The following is a 16238-nucleotide window of genomic DNA, read 5'->3' on the forward strand; positions in this document are numbered from 1 at the left end:
CGCATCGGCGAACGGAGGGCGCGGCAGGCACTGGTCGGCGCCTTGTTGTCATTGTATGACCATCGAAATGAACCAGACCCTCCGTATCTTGGTCGTCGAGGATGAACCGCTGATCGCGATGGTCCTCGAAGACTATCTGGAAAGTCTCGGTCATGAGGTGGCCGGCGCCGTCGATTCGGTCGAAGGCGCGCTGGCCATGGTCGCCGGCGGCGATTTCGATGCCGCGATCCTCGATGTCCACCTGCGGGGCGGCGAGGCGAGCTGGCCGGTTGCCGATGCCCTGGTGGCCGCGTCCAAGCCGTTCCTGCTGGCGACGGGCGGCCATGTCGAGCCGCCGCCGGGCCGGCATGCCCAGGCGCCTGTGCTCATCAAGCCCTTCACCATGGACGGGGTGCGCCTGGGGCTGGACGGGATAGCCGCTACCGCCTGACCGTTCGTTCCCCTCTTGTTCTCATGGAACAATCCGTGTACGAAGCTGCCTGTTGAACCGCGCCGATGCGCGATCTACGAGGGGAGCTGACCGGATGGCCGCACAGTTGAAGCTCATCGGTTCCGAAAAGGNAAAGGCCGATATGGATAGGCAGAAAGCCCTCGAAGCCGCTCTCGCGCAGATCGATCGCGCGTTCGGCAAGGGCTCCGCGATGAAGTTGGGAAGCCGCGAGAAGATCGAGATCGAGGCGATTTCGACCGGATCGCTGGGGTTGGATATCGCGCTCGGCATCGGCGGCCTGCCGCGCGGGCGCATCATCGAGATTTTCGGCCCGGAAAGCTCGGGCAAGACGACGCTGGCGCTGCATGCCATTGCCGAGGCGCAGAAGGCCGGCGGCACCGCCGCCTTCGTGGATGCGGAACATGCGCTCGACCCCGTCTACGCCCGCAAGCTGGGCGTGGACATTGACGAGCTGATCGTGTCGCAGCCCGACACGGGCGAGCAGGCGCTGGAGATCACCGACACGCTCATCCGGTCGAACGCGATCGACGTGCTTGTGGTGGACTCGGTGGCCGCGCTGGTGCCGCGCGCGGAAATCGAAGGCGAGATGGGCGACAGCCATGTCGGCCTGCAGGCCCGGCTGATGAGCCAGGCGCTGCGCAAGATCACCGGATCGATCAGCCGGTCGCGCTGCCTGGTGATCTTCATCAACCAGATCCGCATGAAGATCGGCGTCATGTACGGCAACCCGGAAACCACGACGGGCGGCAACGCGCTGAAATTCTATGCGTCGGTTCGCCTCGACATCCGCCGCACCGGCCAGATCAAGGATCGCGACGATATCGTCGGCAACGCGACCCGCGTGAAGGTGGTGAAGAACAAGGTCGCCCCGCCGTTCAAGCAGGTCGAATTCGACATCATGTATGGCGAGGGCGTTTCCAAGGTGGGTGAAATCCTCGACCTCGGCGTCAAGGCCGGGATCGTCGAGAAGTCCGGCGCCTGGTTCAGCTATGATTCGATCCGCATCGGCCAGGGCCGCGAAAATGCGAAGACCTATCTTCGCGAGAATCCCGAGGTCGCCGAGCGATTGGAAAGGGCGATCCGCGGCAATTCGGCGGACGTGGCCGAAGCGCTGATGTCCGGGCCTGAACCTGACGACGACCTCTGAGGGGACGGGGTTCGGAAAGCTGAAAGGGCGGCTGCAACGAAGGTTGCGGCCGCCCTTTTCCTTGCCCGCGAAGGAGGCATCCAGGAAGGAGGCGAGGCGATCCGCCGCGGCCCGGTAGCAGGGAAGGGCCGCGCGGCACCATCCGATTGACGTTGACGTGAGCGTAAACTAGCATGGCGGCATGCCTGTTCATGCCACGATCGACACGCCCGACGCGCAGAATCGCGAATCCTATACGATCTCGGACCTGTCCGAAGAGTTCGGGGTCACGGCGCGCGCGCTGCGTTTCTATGAGGATGAAGGCCTGATCGCGCCCGAGCGCGTCGGGCTGGCCAGGGTCTATTCGAAGCGGGATCGCGCCCGCCTCGCCTGGATATTGCGGGGCAAGCGCGTAGGTTTCAGCCTTGCCGAGATACGCGAGATGATCGATCTCTACGATCTCGACGATGGCCGCGCCACGCAGCGCCATGTCACGGTGGAGAAGTGCGAGGCGCGCATAGAAGCGCTGCGGCGCCAGCGCGAGGACATCGACGCCGCGATCGCCGAACTGATGGATTTCGTGGAACTGGTGAACAGCGCGGAGGATGATCCGAAGCGCGTAGAGGCGGCCGAGCGGGAAGCCCGCCGTCTGGCCGAAAGCAAGCGCGCCCGGAACACCGGAAACGACGCCTGAGAGCAAGAGCAGGAGCCTGCAATGCCAATCTATTCCGCGCCGGTGCGCGATACCCGCTATGTGTTCGACGCCATCATCGGCCTCGACCGCTATTCCAATCTTCCCGGCTTCGAAGCCGCCTCGCCGGACATGGTCGAGGCGGTCCTCACCGAAGGCGCGAAATTCTGCGAGGAAGTGCTCTTCCCCCTCAACCAGGTGGGGGACCACGAAGGGTGCACCCGCCACCCGGACGGGAGCGTGACGACGCCCACCGGCTTCAAGGCGGCTTATGACGCCTTCCGCGAGGCGGGGTGGCCGACGCTTTCGGGGCCGACCGAATTTGGCGGGCAGGGCATGCCCCATGTCGTCGCGACGGCCTTCGAGGAATATCTGATCAGCGCCAACATGGCCTTCGCCATGTATAACGGCCTCACCATGGGCGCCACGGCCGCGATCCTCGCCAAGGGTTCGGACGAGCAGAAGGCGCTCTACACGCCGAAGATGATCTCCGGCGAATGGGGCGGCACCATGAACCTGACGGAGCCGCATTGCGGCACCGACCTCGGGCTGATCCGCACCAAGGCCGAGCCGAAGGGCGACGGCACCTATGCCATCACCGGCACCAAGATCTTCATTTCCTCGGGCGAGCATGACCTGACGGAGAACATCATCCACCTGGTGCTGGCCAAGGTGACGGGCGCGCCGGACAATGTGAAGGGCATCAGCCTGTTCATCGTCCCCAAGTTCATGGTGGGCGCGGACGGATCGATCGGCGATCGCAACGCCGTGTCGTGCGGCTCCATCGAGGAGAAGATGGGCATCCACGGCAATTCCACCTGCGTCATGAACTATGACGGCGCCACCGGCTTCCTCGTGGGCGAGGAGAATAAGGGCCTCGCGGCGATGTTCATCATGATGAACGCCGCGCGCCTGGGCGTGGGCCTGCAGGGCCTGTCCGTGGGCGAGGTCGCCTATCAGAATGCCGTGCAATATGCGAAGGATCGCCGGCAGGGACGCGCGCTCACCGGTCCGAAGGAGCCGGACCAGAAGGCCGATCCGCTGTTCGTGCACCCCGACGTCCGCCGCATGCTGATGGAAAGCAAGGCCTGCCTGGAAGGCGCCCGCGCGCTGTGCCTGTGGGGCGGCCTTCAGGTCGATCTCGCCCACCATGCGGCGACCGAGGAGGAGCGGCAGCAGGCCGATGACCTGATCTCGCTGCTGACGCCGGTCATCAAGGGCTATGTGACCGACCTGGGTTACGACATCGCCACCAAATCCCAGCAGGTCTATGGCGGCCACGGCTACATCCGCGAATGGGGGATGGAGCAATATGTGCGCGATGCCCGCATCTCGCAGATCTATGAGGGCACGAACGGCGTGCAGGCCATGGATCTGGTGGGCCGCAAGCTGCCGATGAACGGCGGGCGGGCGATGATGGCGCTGCTGGCCCTGATCGGCGAGGAGATCGCCCAGGGCAAGGCGACGCCGGAAACGGCCGATCTTGCGGGCAGGCTGGAAAAGGCGCTGGGCGAATTGCAGGCGGCTAGCATGTGGCTGATGCAGAACGGCCTCGCCAATCCCGACAATGCCGGCGCCGCGGCCTATAGCTATATGACGCTGCTGGGGATCGTGTCGCTCGGCTGGATGTGGCTGAAGATGGCCCGCGCCTCGACGGCCGCGATCGCGGCCGGGGACGGCGGCGACCGCGCCTTCCACGAAGCCAAGCTCGTCACCGCGCGTTTCTTCGCGGAACGCATCCTGCCGGATGCGGGCTCGCTGCGCCGCAAGATCGAAAGCGGCGCCGAAAGCATGATGACGCTTCCCGTCGAAGCCTTCTGATCCCTATCGCCCCCGGCCCGTTTTCGTCATCGGGCCGGGGGCGAGACTTCGGTCCCGAAATGTCGGGGGCCTGCGATCGGCGCCTTGCCCCGCCGGCGCCAGCGGCTACACACGCAGGGCCCGGTATCCGCCGGCGTGGGACGGAGAGTAGGATATGGCGACACGCCCGGGGCGGGACCTTACGCAGGGGCCGATCGCCCGCACGTTGCTGCTGTTCGCGTTGCCGACGCTCGGGTCCAGCATCCTCCAGTCGTTGAACGGATCGATCAACGCCATCTGGGTCGGCCAGTTTCTGGGCGAGGCCGCGCTGGCGGCGACGGCCAATGCCAACCTCGTCATGTTCCTGATGTTCTCGGCCGTGTTCGGGTTCGGCATGGCCGCGACGATCCTGATCGGGCAGCGCATCGGCGCGCACGACGTGGATGGCGCGCGGCGCGTGATCGGCACGACCATCGGCATGTTCGCCGTGGCGGCATCGCTGGTCGCGCTGGCCGGATGGCTGTGGGCGCCATCCCTGCTCCACCTGCTGGCCACGCCGCCGGAGGTATTCGGCCTCGCGCTGGCCTATCTGCGCATCATCTTCCTCGGCCTGCCGCCCAGCATGATCGTGGTGCTGATCACCATGGGCCTGCGCGGATCGGGCGATTCGCTGACGCCCCTGTGGTTCATGATCCTGTCGGCTGTGATCGACGTCATACTCAACCCGGTGCTGATCCTGGGGCTGGGGCCGGCCCCTCAACTCGGCATCCGGGGATCGGCGGCGGCCACCCTCATCGCCAATATCGTCGGCCTTCTCGCGCTGGTCGCTTATATCTACCGGCGCGATCTGCCGCTGCGGTTGCGCGGGCGGGAGATTGGCTATCTCCTGCCCGACCTTCGCCTTCTGAAAACGATCGTGTTCAAGGGCGTGCCGATGGGCCTGCAGATGCTGGTCGTATCGGTTTCGGCGCTGGCGATGATCGGGCTGGTCAACCGGGAAGGGGCGGCGGTGACGGCCGCTTATGGCGCGGCAAACCAGCTCTGGACCTATATCCAGATGCCGGCGATGGCGCTGGGCGCGGCGGTGAGCGCCATGGCCGCCCAGAATATCGGCGCGAACCGTTGGGATCGGGTGAGCCAGGTCACCCGCGCGGGCATCGGCATGAACGTGCTGATGACCGGATCGGCCGTGCTGCTGCTGCTCGCCATCGATCGCCACGCCTTGTCGCTGTTCCTGGGGAATGACGGGCATGCCATGGCGATTGCCCGGCACATGAACCTGATCGTCAGCTGGGGCTTCATCCTGTTCGGCATCACATCGGTGCTGTCGGCCGTGGTGCGGGCGAACGGCGCGGTGATGGTGCCGCTCCTGATCCTGGTCATCGCCTTCTTCCCGGTCCGGCTGGGGCTGGCCGCCAGCTTCCAGCCGCGGATCGGCGCGGACGCGATCTGGTGGAGCTACAACGCCGGTTCGCTCACCACGCTGGTGCTGACGATCGCCTATTTCCGGTTCGGCGGATGGCGCGCGCTGCGGATGATGCCGCCGACCGATCCGATCGAGGCGGAGGAGATGGTGATTTCCAGCACCGATCCGGCCGGCCGCGCCCAGCCGAACGGCTGACGGGATCAGGCCCGCAGCCGCTCGATCGCCTGGGCCAGCGCCACGTAGAGCTTGCCCATGTCGGAGGACAGCAAGGTCACGCTCAGCGGCGCGCCGTCGCGCTGGGCGAGCACCCGGCGCAGCATCGCCTCGAAATCGTGGACGTAGCGGTTCACCTGCTCCCTGAACTCCGGCTCTTCCTCATAATGCCGGACGATTTCCTTGCTCTCGGCCGTGTCGAGCAGCCGCACGGCGCGGCGGGTGAAGATGCTGCGATCGCCCTTCAGATAGGATGTCCAGGCGCTGTCGGTCACGTCGTTGGACAGGATCTTGGCGATGTCGATCGCGGTGGAGTTCAGCGATTCCACCAGCAGGGCCGCGCGGCGGGAGAAGCTTTCCTCGTCCGCCTCGGCCACCTGCGCCTGAACCTCGTCGATCCGCGCATCCACGGCGGCGGCCGTATCGCGGATGGCGAGAAGCTGTTGCTGCAGCCGCTCGTTGGCCGATGTCGCGGCGGAAACGGCGCGGTCGGCGGCCGTGGCCACCTCCTCCAATTGCGTGCCGAGCGCCTCGCGCATCGCCTTCTCGATCGCGTCGCGGGCGGCGGCGCCCAGATCGGTCGCGGCGGAGGGAATGACGGTGCCGATGGTCTCGCGGGCATGGTCCGCCGTCTGAACGGCCGTCTCCCGCACGCGGAGCAGCGCCTCGACGAGCTGCGGCCCGGCCTTTTCGGCAAGCTGCTTCGCGCTGTCCTCGGCCTGGGCCAGGCTTGCCTGCAACTCCTCCGAACGGGTGCGGACTTCGGCCAGCCGGTCGCCGGCGATGCGATGCATATCCTCGATCACCGCGCGCTGATCCGCCAGCGACTGGCCGGCATCGGCGATGCCGCCGGTGGCGAGCGCGAGGGCGCGTTCCAGCGCGCTTGCCTCGGGCAGCAGCGCCGTGATCGCGGCATGGCTGCGCCCGGCCTGAGCCTCGATTCCGGCAAGCGCGGCGGGAATGTCGCTGCCGATGCCGGCGGTGCTCGCATCCAGCGCGGATTTGAGCGCCGCCGCGCGCTCGACGAGGGCCTCCGTTGCCGGGGCGGCGGTGGCGAGCCGATCGGCCAGGCCTTCGCTTTGCTCGCGCAGCCGGCCGACCGCGTCGATCAGCGCCTGGACGGCATCATTGCCCTTGCCGGACAGCCCGGCGAACCGCGCCTCGATCTCGTCGAGCGACCGGGCGATGGCGTCGATCGCGGCCTGGCTTTCGGCATTGCGGGTGGCGAAGCCGCCGGCAAGGGAATCGATCCGGCTGCCCATATCCTCGATCCGCGCGGCGAGCGCGGTCGCCGCTTCGGCCATGCGCGCATCGATTCGGGCGCCTTGCTCGTCGATCCGGGCGATCTGCTCCGCAAGCTGCCGCGCCGCGCCCGATGCCGCCTGGTCGGCCTTCTCGCTCTGCGTCTCCAGCGCCGCAAGCTGGGCCTGCAGGGCATCCACCCTGCCGCCGGCCTCGCCCGCCGTCTGGCGCAGGCGATCGGAAATGCCGCGAACCTGCTCGTCCATCCGAGGCAGATCGTCGATCAGCACGCCCAGATCGCTGCGGGCGATTTCGGCGGCGGTTTCCAGATTGTCCGATTCCGCCCGCAATATCCTGGTCTCGCGCCCCATGGCGGCCGCGATCTCGCTCAGGCGAAGCGCGGTATCGTCGCCCAGCGACATCAGTTGCTGGGCCTGATCCGCCAAATCCTTCCGGCTTTCGGATATCCGGTCGGCCAGCCGGCCGATCACGCTTTCCAGAAGCGCGGACTCGGCCCGCATCGCCTGGGCCGTCTGGCCGAACCGGGCGGCTTCCTTCCGGCTGGAGCGCTGCAGGACGATGAAGATCACGCCCAGCAGGGCCAACGGCCCGCTCGCGAGCGAGATGAGCGCCGTCGCGCGGGTGAGGGGCGATCCATCCGCCTCGACGGAGGTGCCGACCGCCACGATCCAGATCGCCGCCGCCACGAGCAGGACGGCCGCCGTCACGCGGCCCTGCCAGGACGAGGCGGGCTCGATCGCGGGTTCTGCCTCCGGTTCCGGCGCCTGGGGGGCGACCGCGACGCTTTGGGGCGGGGCCTCGACGGCCGTGGCGGCGTCTTCACGATTGCGCGAAATGGCTTCGAGCAGCGCGCGGTGCTCGCGCCATTGGTCGGTGGATCGGACCCCCTGGTTCATGATCTTTGTTTATCAGCTTTCGGGCGTGGCGAAAGGGCCGAGAGCACGGCGATGGCATGCAACGCCCTGTTAAGGCGTTCATGCGAGACTGGCGCCCATGAAATATGATCCGCGCGCCCTTGAAGCCACGCTTTCCGCCGCCGTGGGAGACGATGCCATGCTGGCCGCGGAGCTGCGCCAGGCCTTTCTTTCCGGCGCGCGCGGCCATGCCGATGCCATGGGCCGCACGGCGGACGTGGCGGAATGGCGGGCGTCGGCGATGCGCCTCCAGGGGCTCGCGGCCAGCTTCGGCGCGTTCGAGCTGATGGACCTGGCCGAAAAGGCGGCGCAGGATACGCCTGGAAACACCGTGCTTTCCCGCGCCATCGACGCGGTTATCGGCGGCCTCGCATCCTGAAGCCCTTTGCCGCCGCCGGCCCCGCCGGCCGGCCTTTCGTCGCGGGCGGCTTTGCATCATCCGGCTTCCCGGCTTATCGCTGAGGCGCGATAGGATCGGGGGACGCTTGTGGCGCTTGCGGCGCTGATATCTGCTTACCGTTATGCGAGTGACGAGGCCGAAGGGCTGCGGTCTACCCTGCCGCTCGCCGGGCGGACCTTGCTGGAGCATCAGGCCCGGCTGGCGGCCCTCGCCGGCGCGGACAATGTGGTCGTGCTGGCGGAGCGCGTTCCCGTGGCCCTGGCGCAGGCGGTGGAGCGGCTGCGGCGCAGCGGCATGCGGGTCGAGATCGCGCGCGGGGTGAACGACGCGGCGGACCGCATCCATCCCGACGAGGAGCTTCTGGTGGTGGGCGATGGCTGCCTGGCCTCGCCCCGATTGTTCCGCAGGATGGTCAAGGCGCGGGCGCCGGCGCTGCTGACGGTGCCGGACGAGCCCGATCGCGCGATGTTCGAACGGATGGACGCCACCGTCCGCTGGGGCGGGCTGATGCTGGTGAGCGGCGCCTTCCTGCGGGATACCGCCGCGATGCTGGGCGATTGGGACGTGGAATCCACCTTGCTGCGCCGTGCCGTGCAGAGCGACGCCGAACGAGTCGATGCCACCGCCGGCAATGCGGCCGGCAGGACGCCGCTGCTGGTGGACGGGATAATCGATCTGGAGGGATTCGACCGGCACATGCTCGCCACCGCCAGGCCGCGCGGGCGCGACTGGCCCTGGCGGCATGTTTTTCCGTTGATCGAGGGCGTGGTCGCGCCGCCGCTGCTCCGCCGGGGAACCGACCCGATCTGGTTCGCGGTCGGCGCCGTCACCGCCGCCGTCGCGGCCGGCATATTGATCGCGGCGGGATGGCGCCTTGCGGGCCAGGCGGCGCTGATGCTTTCCGGCCCGATCGCCGCCGTCGCCGAACGGCTTGCCGGCGCGCGCCTGTCGCCGCTGCGCTGGTCGGGCGCCTTCTTCATCGCGCGGTCCCTTGCGGCGGTGGCGGCGCTCCTGATCCTTTCGTTCGATCTGGCGAAGGAAACCGGCTGGGGCGCCTGGCCCGTGGCGGCGATGCTGCTGCTCGCCATGGCCGCGCTGGCGGGCGAGCAGCGCATCCTCCGGCATCTGCCGGGCGGTTTGGCGCCGCACTGGATCGCCAGCCTCGACGGGTTGATCTGGGCGATGCTGCCCTTCGCCCTGATCGGCCAATGGCTGGCGGGCGTCGCCGTGCTGGCGGCCTATGCGCTCGCCTCCTTCGGTTTCGTCCAGCGCGAGGTGGCGATCCGCGTCGCCGCGCAGGCAAGCGAGCCCGCCTGAACATGGCCAAGTGATCGCATCCGTTCGCCAATTTCGTTTAAGCCCGCTTTAACCGCGTCGCGATAAGCCGTGGCAATGGTCGCCTTCGTTCCGGATTCTGTTGACGGTGCCGAACGCCTTCTGGGCGATGCCGCGCGCGCGCAGGTGGCGGGCCGCGAACGCATCCGGCTGGCGCTGATCGACCTGTTCCTGCCGGATGGCCGCCGCTTGCGGGATATCGAGCGGATTGCCGCCGCCAACCTCCTCCAACGGCTGATCTGCACCGTCGAGGATGATCTGCGCGATCGTATCGGCCAAAGGCTGGAAGCGCGCGATCCGGTGCTGGCCGCCGCGATCACCGCCGGCGCCGTGCCGATCGCCGCGCCGATGATGGAGCAGGCCGGCCTGCTCCGCGATGCCGAGCTGGTCGGATTGGTGCTGCGGCGGGCGGAGGAGCATCGGCTGAGCGTCGCCTTGCGCCTCGCCGCCGCGCGCATGGCGACGATCGCCCCGGAACCGCCGCTGATCGACCTGCNCGTCGAGGATGCCGAACCGGCGATCGCGGAAGCCGCCATGGCGATGGTGGTCGCGGAAAGCCGGCGGATAGATCGTTTTCAGGATCCCGTGCTGGCCCGCACCGATCTGCCCGCCGATATCCAGCATCGGCTGATCTGGCGGGTGGCGGCCTGCCTGCGCCGCTACATGATCGATATCGGCCGGCTCGATGCCGCCACCGCCGATCGCGAAGTCGGCCTCGCCGCGCAGCATCTGCTGTCGGGCCATGACGAAAGCGCCACGCTGGAAGGGCGGGCGATGGCGCTCGCGCTGCTGCTGCTGCGCGCCGGCGGGCGCCTTACCGATGCGGTGATCGCGCGCGCGCTGGGCGAAGGCCGGGTGGCGCTGACCGTGGCCGGGCTGGCGCTGCGCGCGGGGATCGAATTCGGCGCGGCGTGGGACATGCTCTTCGACGCCGACGGCAGCCGCCTTGCCGTGCTGCTGAGCGCCATCGGCATGGAGGCGGAGGCGGCTGCCGACATCCTGTTCCGCTGCGTGCCGAGCGATGTCGACCCCGATACTGCCGCCGCCCGCATCGAAGCCTTCATGATGCTCGACCGCAACCGCGCGGACGAGGTGCTGCGGCCATGGCGGCTGGAGCCGGCGTTCCGCGCCGCCATCGACGAACTCGACGCGGGGCTGCGATGATGATGGCCCCCATCCATGGGCGCCTGGACCGGGATTTCCGGCTGGTCGAGGCGGATGCCGCGCTGGAAGGGCTGCATTTGCGCGCCGGCGGCCTTGCCGGCGGCGTGCTGGCGGTTCCGCAGGTGGCCAGCATCGCCCGGCTCGCGCGCCGGCTGGGAATCGTCGTCTCGCGCGGCGTGATCGCGGCCGATGGCGAAACCGATCTCGAGCTGTGGGTGCGCGCCGAACCGCAGGGGGAGGGCGTGGCGCTGGCGATCGCCGGATGGACGGCGCGGCCCGCCGCCGACTCCTTCCCGGCCACGACGATCGACCGCGAGCATGATTTCATCCGGGCCTCCGCAGACTGGCTCTGGGAAACCGATGACGCGCTGAAGATCACCGCTCTGTCGCCCGGCGTGGTGCCGTCCCGCGAATCCCTGCTTGGCCAGCCGCTGACCAAGCTCGTCACCTTGCGGGAGAATGAGGCCGGAGTGCTGCCTATCCTGGACGCGATCGCCACCCAGCGCCGCTTCGACGATCAGGAGGGCGAACTGCGCGAAGGCGGGGGCGGGGTGCGGCTTTCGGCGGTGCCGATCTTCGATGCCGCCGGCCGCTTTGCCGGGCTGCGCGGCGCGGCGGTGGCCATATCCCCGCCCAGCGCGCCGGTGCTGCTGCCCGTTACCGACAGCGGCGGCACCAGCGTCGATCGAGTCCAGGCCGAAGCCTTCGGCCGGCGGCTCGACACGGCGCTGCGCGATCCGCTCGACCGGATCATCGCCAGCGCCGAACATATCCGCGCCCAGGCCGACGGGCCGCTGCGGCGCGATTATGCCAATTATGCTGCCGATATCGCGGCCGCGGGCCGGCACCTGCTGGCGTTGGTCGACGATCTCGTCGATCTCCAGGCGATCGAGCGGCCGGATTTCGCGCCGGCGATCGAGCGGCTCGACATCGCCGATGCCGTGCGCCGCGCCGCAGGGCTGCTGGGCGGGCGGGCGGCGGACCGCGGCGTGCGGATCGATCGGCCGGCGGCGGACGAAGCACTGCCCGTCCAGGGCGATTTCCGGCGGGCGCTGCAGGTGCTCGTCAACATCATCGGCAATGCCGTGCGCCATTCGCCCGAAGGCGGGGCCGTGTGGCTCAGGTGCGAACGACAAGGGAGCTATGCGGCGGTGACAGTGGCGGATCAGGGCCGGGGCATCGACCCGGCGGATCATGAGCGCATCTTCGAGAAGTTCGAGCGGCTGCAACCGGGCGATGGCGCGGGGACCGGGCTCGGGCTCTATATCGCGCGGCGGCTGGCGCGGGCGATGGGGGGCGACCTGACGGTGGAGAGCCAGCTGGGGCAGGGCGCGCGATTCACCTTCACCCTGCCCGCGGTGGAACCGGGGCAGGGTTGAGGTAACGGATCACGCGCGCAACGGCGCGCGTCGGGATCAGGCCGGGGTCTTTTCGAGGAAGGCCTCGCGATAGCTGCGGAACTTCTCCTCCACCTGCGCGCGGGTGAGGCCGAAATCCTCGAGCGAATATTTATGCGGCGCGCGATCCTCGCGCTTGTTGGCTTCGATCCACTCGGCCATGCCGGCCTCGATTTCCGGGGTCACGGTGATGCCGGCCTGTTCCAGCACGTAACGGCCCACCTTCACCGGTTCCGAAAGCTGTTCGGTATAGCGCACGTCGATGAAGTTGCGGCCGCCCACCTTCTCGCGCTCGGCAACGAAGGTGTTGAGCAGTTCCGCCAGGCGATCGATCCAGAAAGCGCCGACTTCCTCGCGCGTCACCTCATCCGATACCATCGAATAGAGATTGGCCATCATGCTGGAATAAGACGGCACGGTCTGCACAGGATCGCGGTGCGTCATGACGATCTTGGCCTCGGGGAACACCTCGATCACGCCATCGATGCCCATCAGGTGGCCCGGCGTCTTCAGCACCCACTTGGCGCCCTTGCGGCTGGGATCGGACCATTGCAGCAGCTTCAATATCTGCTTGAGGTCGCGATAGACCTGGATGCGATCATGCTGCATCAGCCAGCGCGCGAAGCTCGGCACGAAGAAGGTGCCCTCGATCATCGTCGAGGAGAAAAGCTGCCCCATGATGATCAGCTCTTCATCCGGCTGGTCGATATCCATCGGATGGATCGACATCAGCTCCGGGATGGCCTGCACCATATAATCCATCAGCACCTTCGCCTCGGCGCGGCGCGGTTCGGGATTGCCGCGTTCCTCGCCGGGGAAGGGGACGTAGTTCTTGGTTTCGTACCAGCGGCACCCGGTCATCCCCGGCGCCGCCGCCAGCATGCGGTGAAGCATGGTGCTGCCGGTGCGCGGCAGGCCGACGACGACGGCCGCGACCTCGACCTCCTCCTCGTCGATCTCGGGATGCTGCTTGAACATCTCGACGAAGCGGAGGCGGTTCACCAGCGACGTGACCACCGTTTCGCGCGCATAGGCCGCGCCCGCATCGCTCAGCTTCGCCTCGCCGTTGAAGGCGGGGATGAGGGCATCGATGTGCGAGAAGAACCAGGTATCGCCGAAATCGTCGAGCCCGGTCTTCGCCTTCGCTTCCGCGATCAATGCCTCGCGATCGGGAACCTTCGCCGTCATATCCCCTCCATATTCCGCATTTTGTCAATCATAGCGGTTGTAAATGATGAACTACGCAATCCCATATGGCGGCGGGTGCGCATGAGCGTCAACGCCCCCGCCATCGCGCATCGGACGCGGATTTATCGTGGCGGACATTAATGGCCGTGGGAAGTCAGTGCCGGAATTTGACCCGTGCGGTCGCCCCGAACAGGATGGCTGCCGATTGCCGTCGATCGAAAAGGAATAGCCCGTGCCCAGCGCCACCAGCCTTCGCCAGCGCCTGCTGATCTGCGCCGCGCTGGGCTTCGCGGCGGCACATGCGGGTGGGGCAGGCGCCGGGCCGCCCGCAACGCCGATAATCGACGTCGATGACGTGACGCGCTTCTACCGGCTTTATGACGCGACCGGGGGCAAGCCGGGCGCGGAGCGGCTGCAGCGCGAATATCTGGATGCGGGATCGGCGGGGCTCCGCCAGTTGGCGGCGCAGCGCAACGTGACGGGGGCGACGATCGCGGCCGCCATCGCCGCGCGGCCCCAGGCTTATGAGAATGCACGGGCGTGCATGGCCGTGCTGCCGCGCGTGAAGCCGAGGGTGGCTGCCGCGCTGGCGCGGTTCCGCGAACTTTATCCCGAGGCCCGCTTCCCACCGATCACGATCGCCGTATCGCGGACCAAGCCCGTGGGCATGACGGACGGGGAGGGCGTGCGCATCGGTCTGGAGGGGCTTTGCGCCACCCGTTACATGAACCCCGATCCGGAAGATCGCTTCGTCCACGTGATAGCGCACGAATATGCCCATATCCAGCAGAGCCCCGAGCCCGAGGATGGCCGGATGACCGTTCTGGAAGCGGGCTTGCGGGAAGGGGGCGCGGAGCTGGTGGCGGAGCTGATTTCCGGCAATGTCGGCAATATGGCGCCTGCTGCGATCGCCAAGGGGCACGAGGCGGAAATCGAGGCCCGGTTCATGGCCGACCAGGACAAGGCCGACCTTTCGGACTGGTTCTACAACGGCACGAACGAGACGCCGGGCGATCTGGGCTATTGGGTCGGCTACCGCATTGCCAAGGCCTATTACCAACGCGCGAAGGACAAGCATCGGGCGCTGCGTGATCTGTTCGAGCTGCGCGATCCGAAGGCTATCCTCGCGGCGAGCGGCTGGCGGCCGGGAATGGCGTTGCAACAGGAGGCGGGCGATGCCGGCGCCGCCCGGCGATGGAGCGGCGCCGAGAGATCGCTTCAGAAGATATCGGCCAGCTTCACCTTGGCACCGGCGTAGAAATAGCGGCCGACGCCGGAGATAGGCAGGAAAACCTCGGCAAAGTCCGGTTTCTGGTCGAACAGGTTGTTGACTCCGAAATAGACGTTGAACCGTTCGTTGATGTCGTAGCTCAGCTGGATTTCATGTTCCTGCTTGGATTTCAGGTGGAAATATTTCTTCTCCACATAATCGTCGTCCCCGGTCGTGGTGGACCGGAGGAAGCGCAGGGTCTTACCGAAATAGTTGAAGCCGTAATTGACGGTGAGCGGGCCGTGCTTCCACGTCGCGTCGAAGTTCAGCAGCCATTTCGGCGCGGGGCCGCCATTGACGCTCTGGGCGACGTTGCGGTCGTTGGAAGGGTCCGCCCCCGGTGAGCCGATGAAGGTCAGCTTGTCGAGATAGCCGCCGACGAGGTTCAGGGCGATGCGATCGGCCTCCCCCACCGCGAACTGGTAGTTGACGGTGAAATCGACGCCGCGCGTGTGGAAATTGGCGACGTTCTGGGGCAGCAATGTGAAGCCCGTTATCCCGCCCGCATTGGCGCCGCCCACCTGCCGCGTGATGTTCGCGCAGAACTGGTTGTCGATGGTGGCCTGATCGACGCAGAGATCGGCCAGGCGCTGCGCCGTCACCGTGGTGATCGCGCTCTTGAGCTTGATATTATACCAGTCGACCGAGGCGGTGAGGCCGGGCAGGAAGCGCGGCTGCAGCACGATGCCGGCGGTGGTCGTCTTGGCGGTCTCCTCGGTCAGATCGGGATTGCCGGTCTGCACGCCGGGAATGGAAGCGGAATTGGGGTCCCGGAAAGTATTGGGATCGGCGCCCGCTGCGGTGAGGAGGGCCGCGCAATTGGCCCGCCGGGTAGAGGCGCCATTGTTGACGTTGTTGACGTCGCATGGGTCATCAATGAACAGGAAGGTCTGGTTCGCCGGATCGAACAGTTCGGAGATGTTCGGCGCGCGCACCGCTTCGGCATAGGTGGCGCGGAAGCGGACGTCGCGGATCGGTGCGTAGACGCCGTCCACCTTCCACGTCCATGTGCTGCCGACGGTGCTGTAATCCGAATAGCGGACGGCACCGCCGAAGCTCAGCTCCTCGGCAAAGGGCCTGTCCTTGAGCAGCGGCACATTGATTTCGCCGAAAATCTCCCAGACATCATAATGCCCCTTGGAGGGCAGCAGCACATTGTTGAAGGTGAAGCCGGCCGTGTCGGCCGGATCAGGCGTGGATTTGCTGCCTTCCCGCCGATATTCGGCGCCGATCGCATAGCCGACGTCGCCGCCCGGCAGCGAGAAGAGGCCACCGAGATCGCCGCTGACCGACCCGGACACGACATGCTGGGTCAGCTTGTCGCGAGCGATGCTGGTGAGCGTGACCCAGTCGATCGCCTGCTGGCTGGGCGATCCCTCGCCGAACGGATTGAGCGGCACGCACCCGCTATTCGGGCCCGGAGTGAAGGAACCGAAATTGTTGATGCCGGGGCTCGCCAGCGGCTGGAAAGGCAAGGCCGTCGGATCGAGGTTCGATCGGCAGACGATATTGCCGTTGGGCGTGCCGGTGAGGAACTGGCCTTCGTCCACCGCGTCCATCGCCGCGTAGAAGCGATCGTTATAGCGGTTGCCGATCTGGC

Annotated in this window: 13 protein-coding genes; 10 read left to right on the forward strand and 3 right to left on the reverse strand. The window is 67.2% G+C overall.

The genetic code is table 11. The features are described from left to right. The first annotated feature begins 67 nt into the window (after nucleotides 1-67). From BHE75_RS09105 to BHE75_RS09125, 5 genes are all read left to right on the forward strand, one after another. Entirely contained in the window at nucleotides 68-430 is a 363-nt protein-coding gene (locus BHE75_RS09105) for a response regulator (RefSeq protein ID WP_015460293.1), read from the forward strand. A gap of 94 nt (nucleotides 431-524) precedes the next feature. Then, nucleotides 525-1598 carry a recombinase RecA gene (gene recA / locus BHE75_RS09110; RefSeq protein ID WP_070933660.1) on the forward strand — a complete coding sequence of 358 codons (1074 nt, stop codon included), beginning with the start codon at nucleotides 525-527 and terminating at the stop codon, nucleotides 1596-1598. Between the two features lie 181 nt (nucleotides 1599-1779). Then, complete coding sequence (locus BHE75_RS09115; protein ID WP_070933661.1) at nucleotides 1780-2271, forward strand: MerR family transcriptional regulator; 492 nt, start codon at nucleotides 1780-1782, stop codon at nucleotides 2269-2271. Between the two features lie 21 nt (nucleotides 2272-2292). Continuing rightward, nucleotides 2293-4089 (forward strand): acyl-CoA dehydrogenase C-terminal domain-containing protein, encoded by a 1797-nt coding sequence (locus BHE75_RS09120; RefSeq protein ID WP_070933662.1) that lies wholly within the window; start codon nucleotides 2293-2295, stop codon nucleotides 4087-4089. 154 nt (nucleotides 4090-4243) lie between these two features. Further along, nucleotides 4244-5689, forward strand: a complete 1446-nt coding sequence (locus tag BHE75_RS09125; protein ID WP_070933663.1) for an MATE family efflux transporter — start codon at nucleotides 4244-4246, stop codon at nucleotides 5687-5689. Nucleotides 5690-5694: 5 nt separating this feature from the next. Here BHE75_RS09125 and BHE75_RS09130 read toward each other — a convergent pair whose 3' ends face one another. Next, nucleotides 5695-7866 carry a hypothetical protein gene (locus tag BHE75_RS09130; RefSeq protein WP_070933664.1) on the reverse strand — a complete coding sequence of 724 codons (2172 nt, stop codon included), beginning with the start codon at nucleotides 7864-7866 and terminating at the stop codon, nucleotides 5695-5697. Nucleotides 7867-7963: 97 nt separating this feature from the next. On the opposite strand from BHE75_RS09130, the gene BHE75_RS09135 reads away from it, so the two are divergent. From BHE75_RS09135 to BHE75_RS09150, 4 genes are all read left to right on the forward strand, one after another. Then, nucleotides 7964-8263, forward strand: a complete 300-nt coding sequence (locus BHE75_RS09135; protein ID WP_070933665.1) for an Hpt domain-containing protein — start codon at nucleotides 7964-7966, stop codon at nucleotides 8261-8263. A gap of 108 nt (nucleotides 8264-8371) precedes the next feature. After that, entirely contained in the window at nucleotides 8372-9601 is a 1230-nt protein-coding gene (locus BHE75_RS09140) for a hypothetical protein (RefSeq protein ID WP_070933666.1), read from the forward strand. Nucleotides 9602-9967: 366 nt separating this feature from the next. Next, nucleotides 9968-10783, forward strand: a complete 816-nt coding sequence (locus BHE75_RS09145) for a DUF2336 domain-containing protein (protein ID WP_438830617.1) — start codon at nucleotides 9968-9970, stop codon at nucleotides 10781-10783. Further along, the gene (locus tag BHE75_RS09150) at nucleotides 10783-12162 is read left to right on the forward strand and encodes a sensor histidine kinase (RefSeq protein ID WP_070935689.1); all 1380 of its coding nucleotides are present in this window, start codon (nucleotides 10783-10785) and stop codon (nucleotides 12160-12162) included. Before BHE75_RS09145 ends, BHE75_RS09150 begins: the two co-directional genes overlap by 1 nt. A 36-nt stretch (nucleotides 12163-12198) precedes the next feature. Here BHE75_RS09150 and BHE75_RS09155 read toward each other — a convergent pair whose 3' ends face one another. Further along, entirely contained in the window at nucleotides 12199-13368 is a 1170-nt protein-coding gene (locus BHE75_RS09155) for a sulfotransferase family protein (RefSeq protein ID WP_015460303.1), read from the reverse strand. Between the two features lie 232 nt (nucleotides 13369-13600). Here BHE75_RS09155 and BHE75_RS09160 point away from each other — a divergent pair, with 232 nt between their 5' ends. Further along, entirely contained in the window at nucleotides 13601-14626 is a 1026-nt protein-coding gene (locus BHE75_RS09160; RefSeq protein ID WP_070933668.1) for a DUF2268 domain-containing putative Zn-dependent protease, read from the forward strand. Here BHE75_RS09160 and BHE75_RS09165 read toward each other — a convergent pair. Beyond that, a partial coding sequence (locus BHE75_RS09165; protein WP_191225169.1) for a TonB-dependent receptor domain-containing protein occupies nucleotides 14587-16238 on the reverse strand: 1652 nt, incomplete at its 5' end. The genes BHE75_RS09160 and BHE75_RS09165 overlap by 40 nt on opposite strands.

The organism is Edaphosphingomonas haloaromaticamans (genome assembly GCF_001853345.1).
In the GTDB taxonomy this organism is placed as follows: Bacteria; Pseudomonadota; Alphaproteobacteria; order Sphingomonadales; family Sphingomonadaceae; genus Sphingomonas_E; species Sphingomonas_E fennica.

What these genes read in the sequence shown, in the direction of transcription:
- BHE75_RS09155 (WP_015460303.1), bottom strand. Translation starts at nt 13,368, where the DNA reads ATGACGGCGAAGGTTCCCGATCGCGAGGCATTGATCGCGGAAGCGAAG.
- BHE75_RS09150 (WP_070935689.1), top strand. Translation starts at nt 10,783, where the DNA reads ATGATGGCCCCCATCCATGGGCGCCTGGACCGGGATTTCCGGCTGGTC.
- BHE75_RS09105 (WP_015460293.1), top strand. Translation starts at nt 68, where the DNA reads ATGAACCAGACCCTCCGTATCTTGGTCGTCGAGGATGAACCGCTGATC.
- BHE75_RS09130 (WP_070933664.1), bottom strand. Translation starts at nt 7,866, where the DNA reads ATGAACCAGGGGGTCCGATCCACCGACCAATGGCGCGAGCACCGCGCG.
- BHE75_RS09135 (WP_070933665.1), top strand. Translation starts at nt 7,964, where the DNA reads ATGAAATATGATCCGCGCGCCCTTGAAGCCACGCTTTCCGCCGCCGTG.
- BHE75_RS09120 (WP_070933662.1), top strand. Translation starts at nt 2,293, where the DNA reads ATGCCAATCTATTCCGCGCCGGTGCGCGATACCCGCTATGTGTTCGAC.
- BHE75_RS09115 (WP_070933661.1), top strand. Translation starts at nt 1,780, where the DNA reads ATGCCTGTTCATGCCACGATCGACACGCCCGACGCGCAGAATCGCGAA.
- BHE75_RS09125 (WP_070933663.1), top strand. Translation starts at nt 4,244, where the DNA reads ATGGCGACACGCCCGGGGCGGGACCTTACGCAGGGGCCGATCGCCCGC.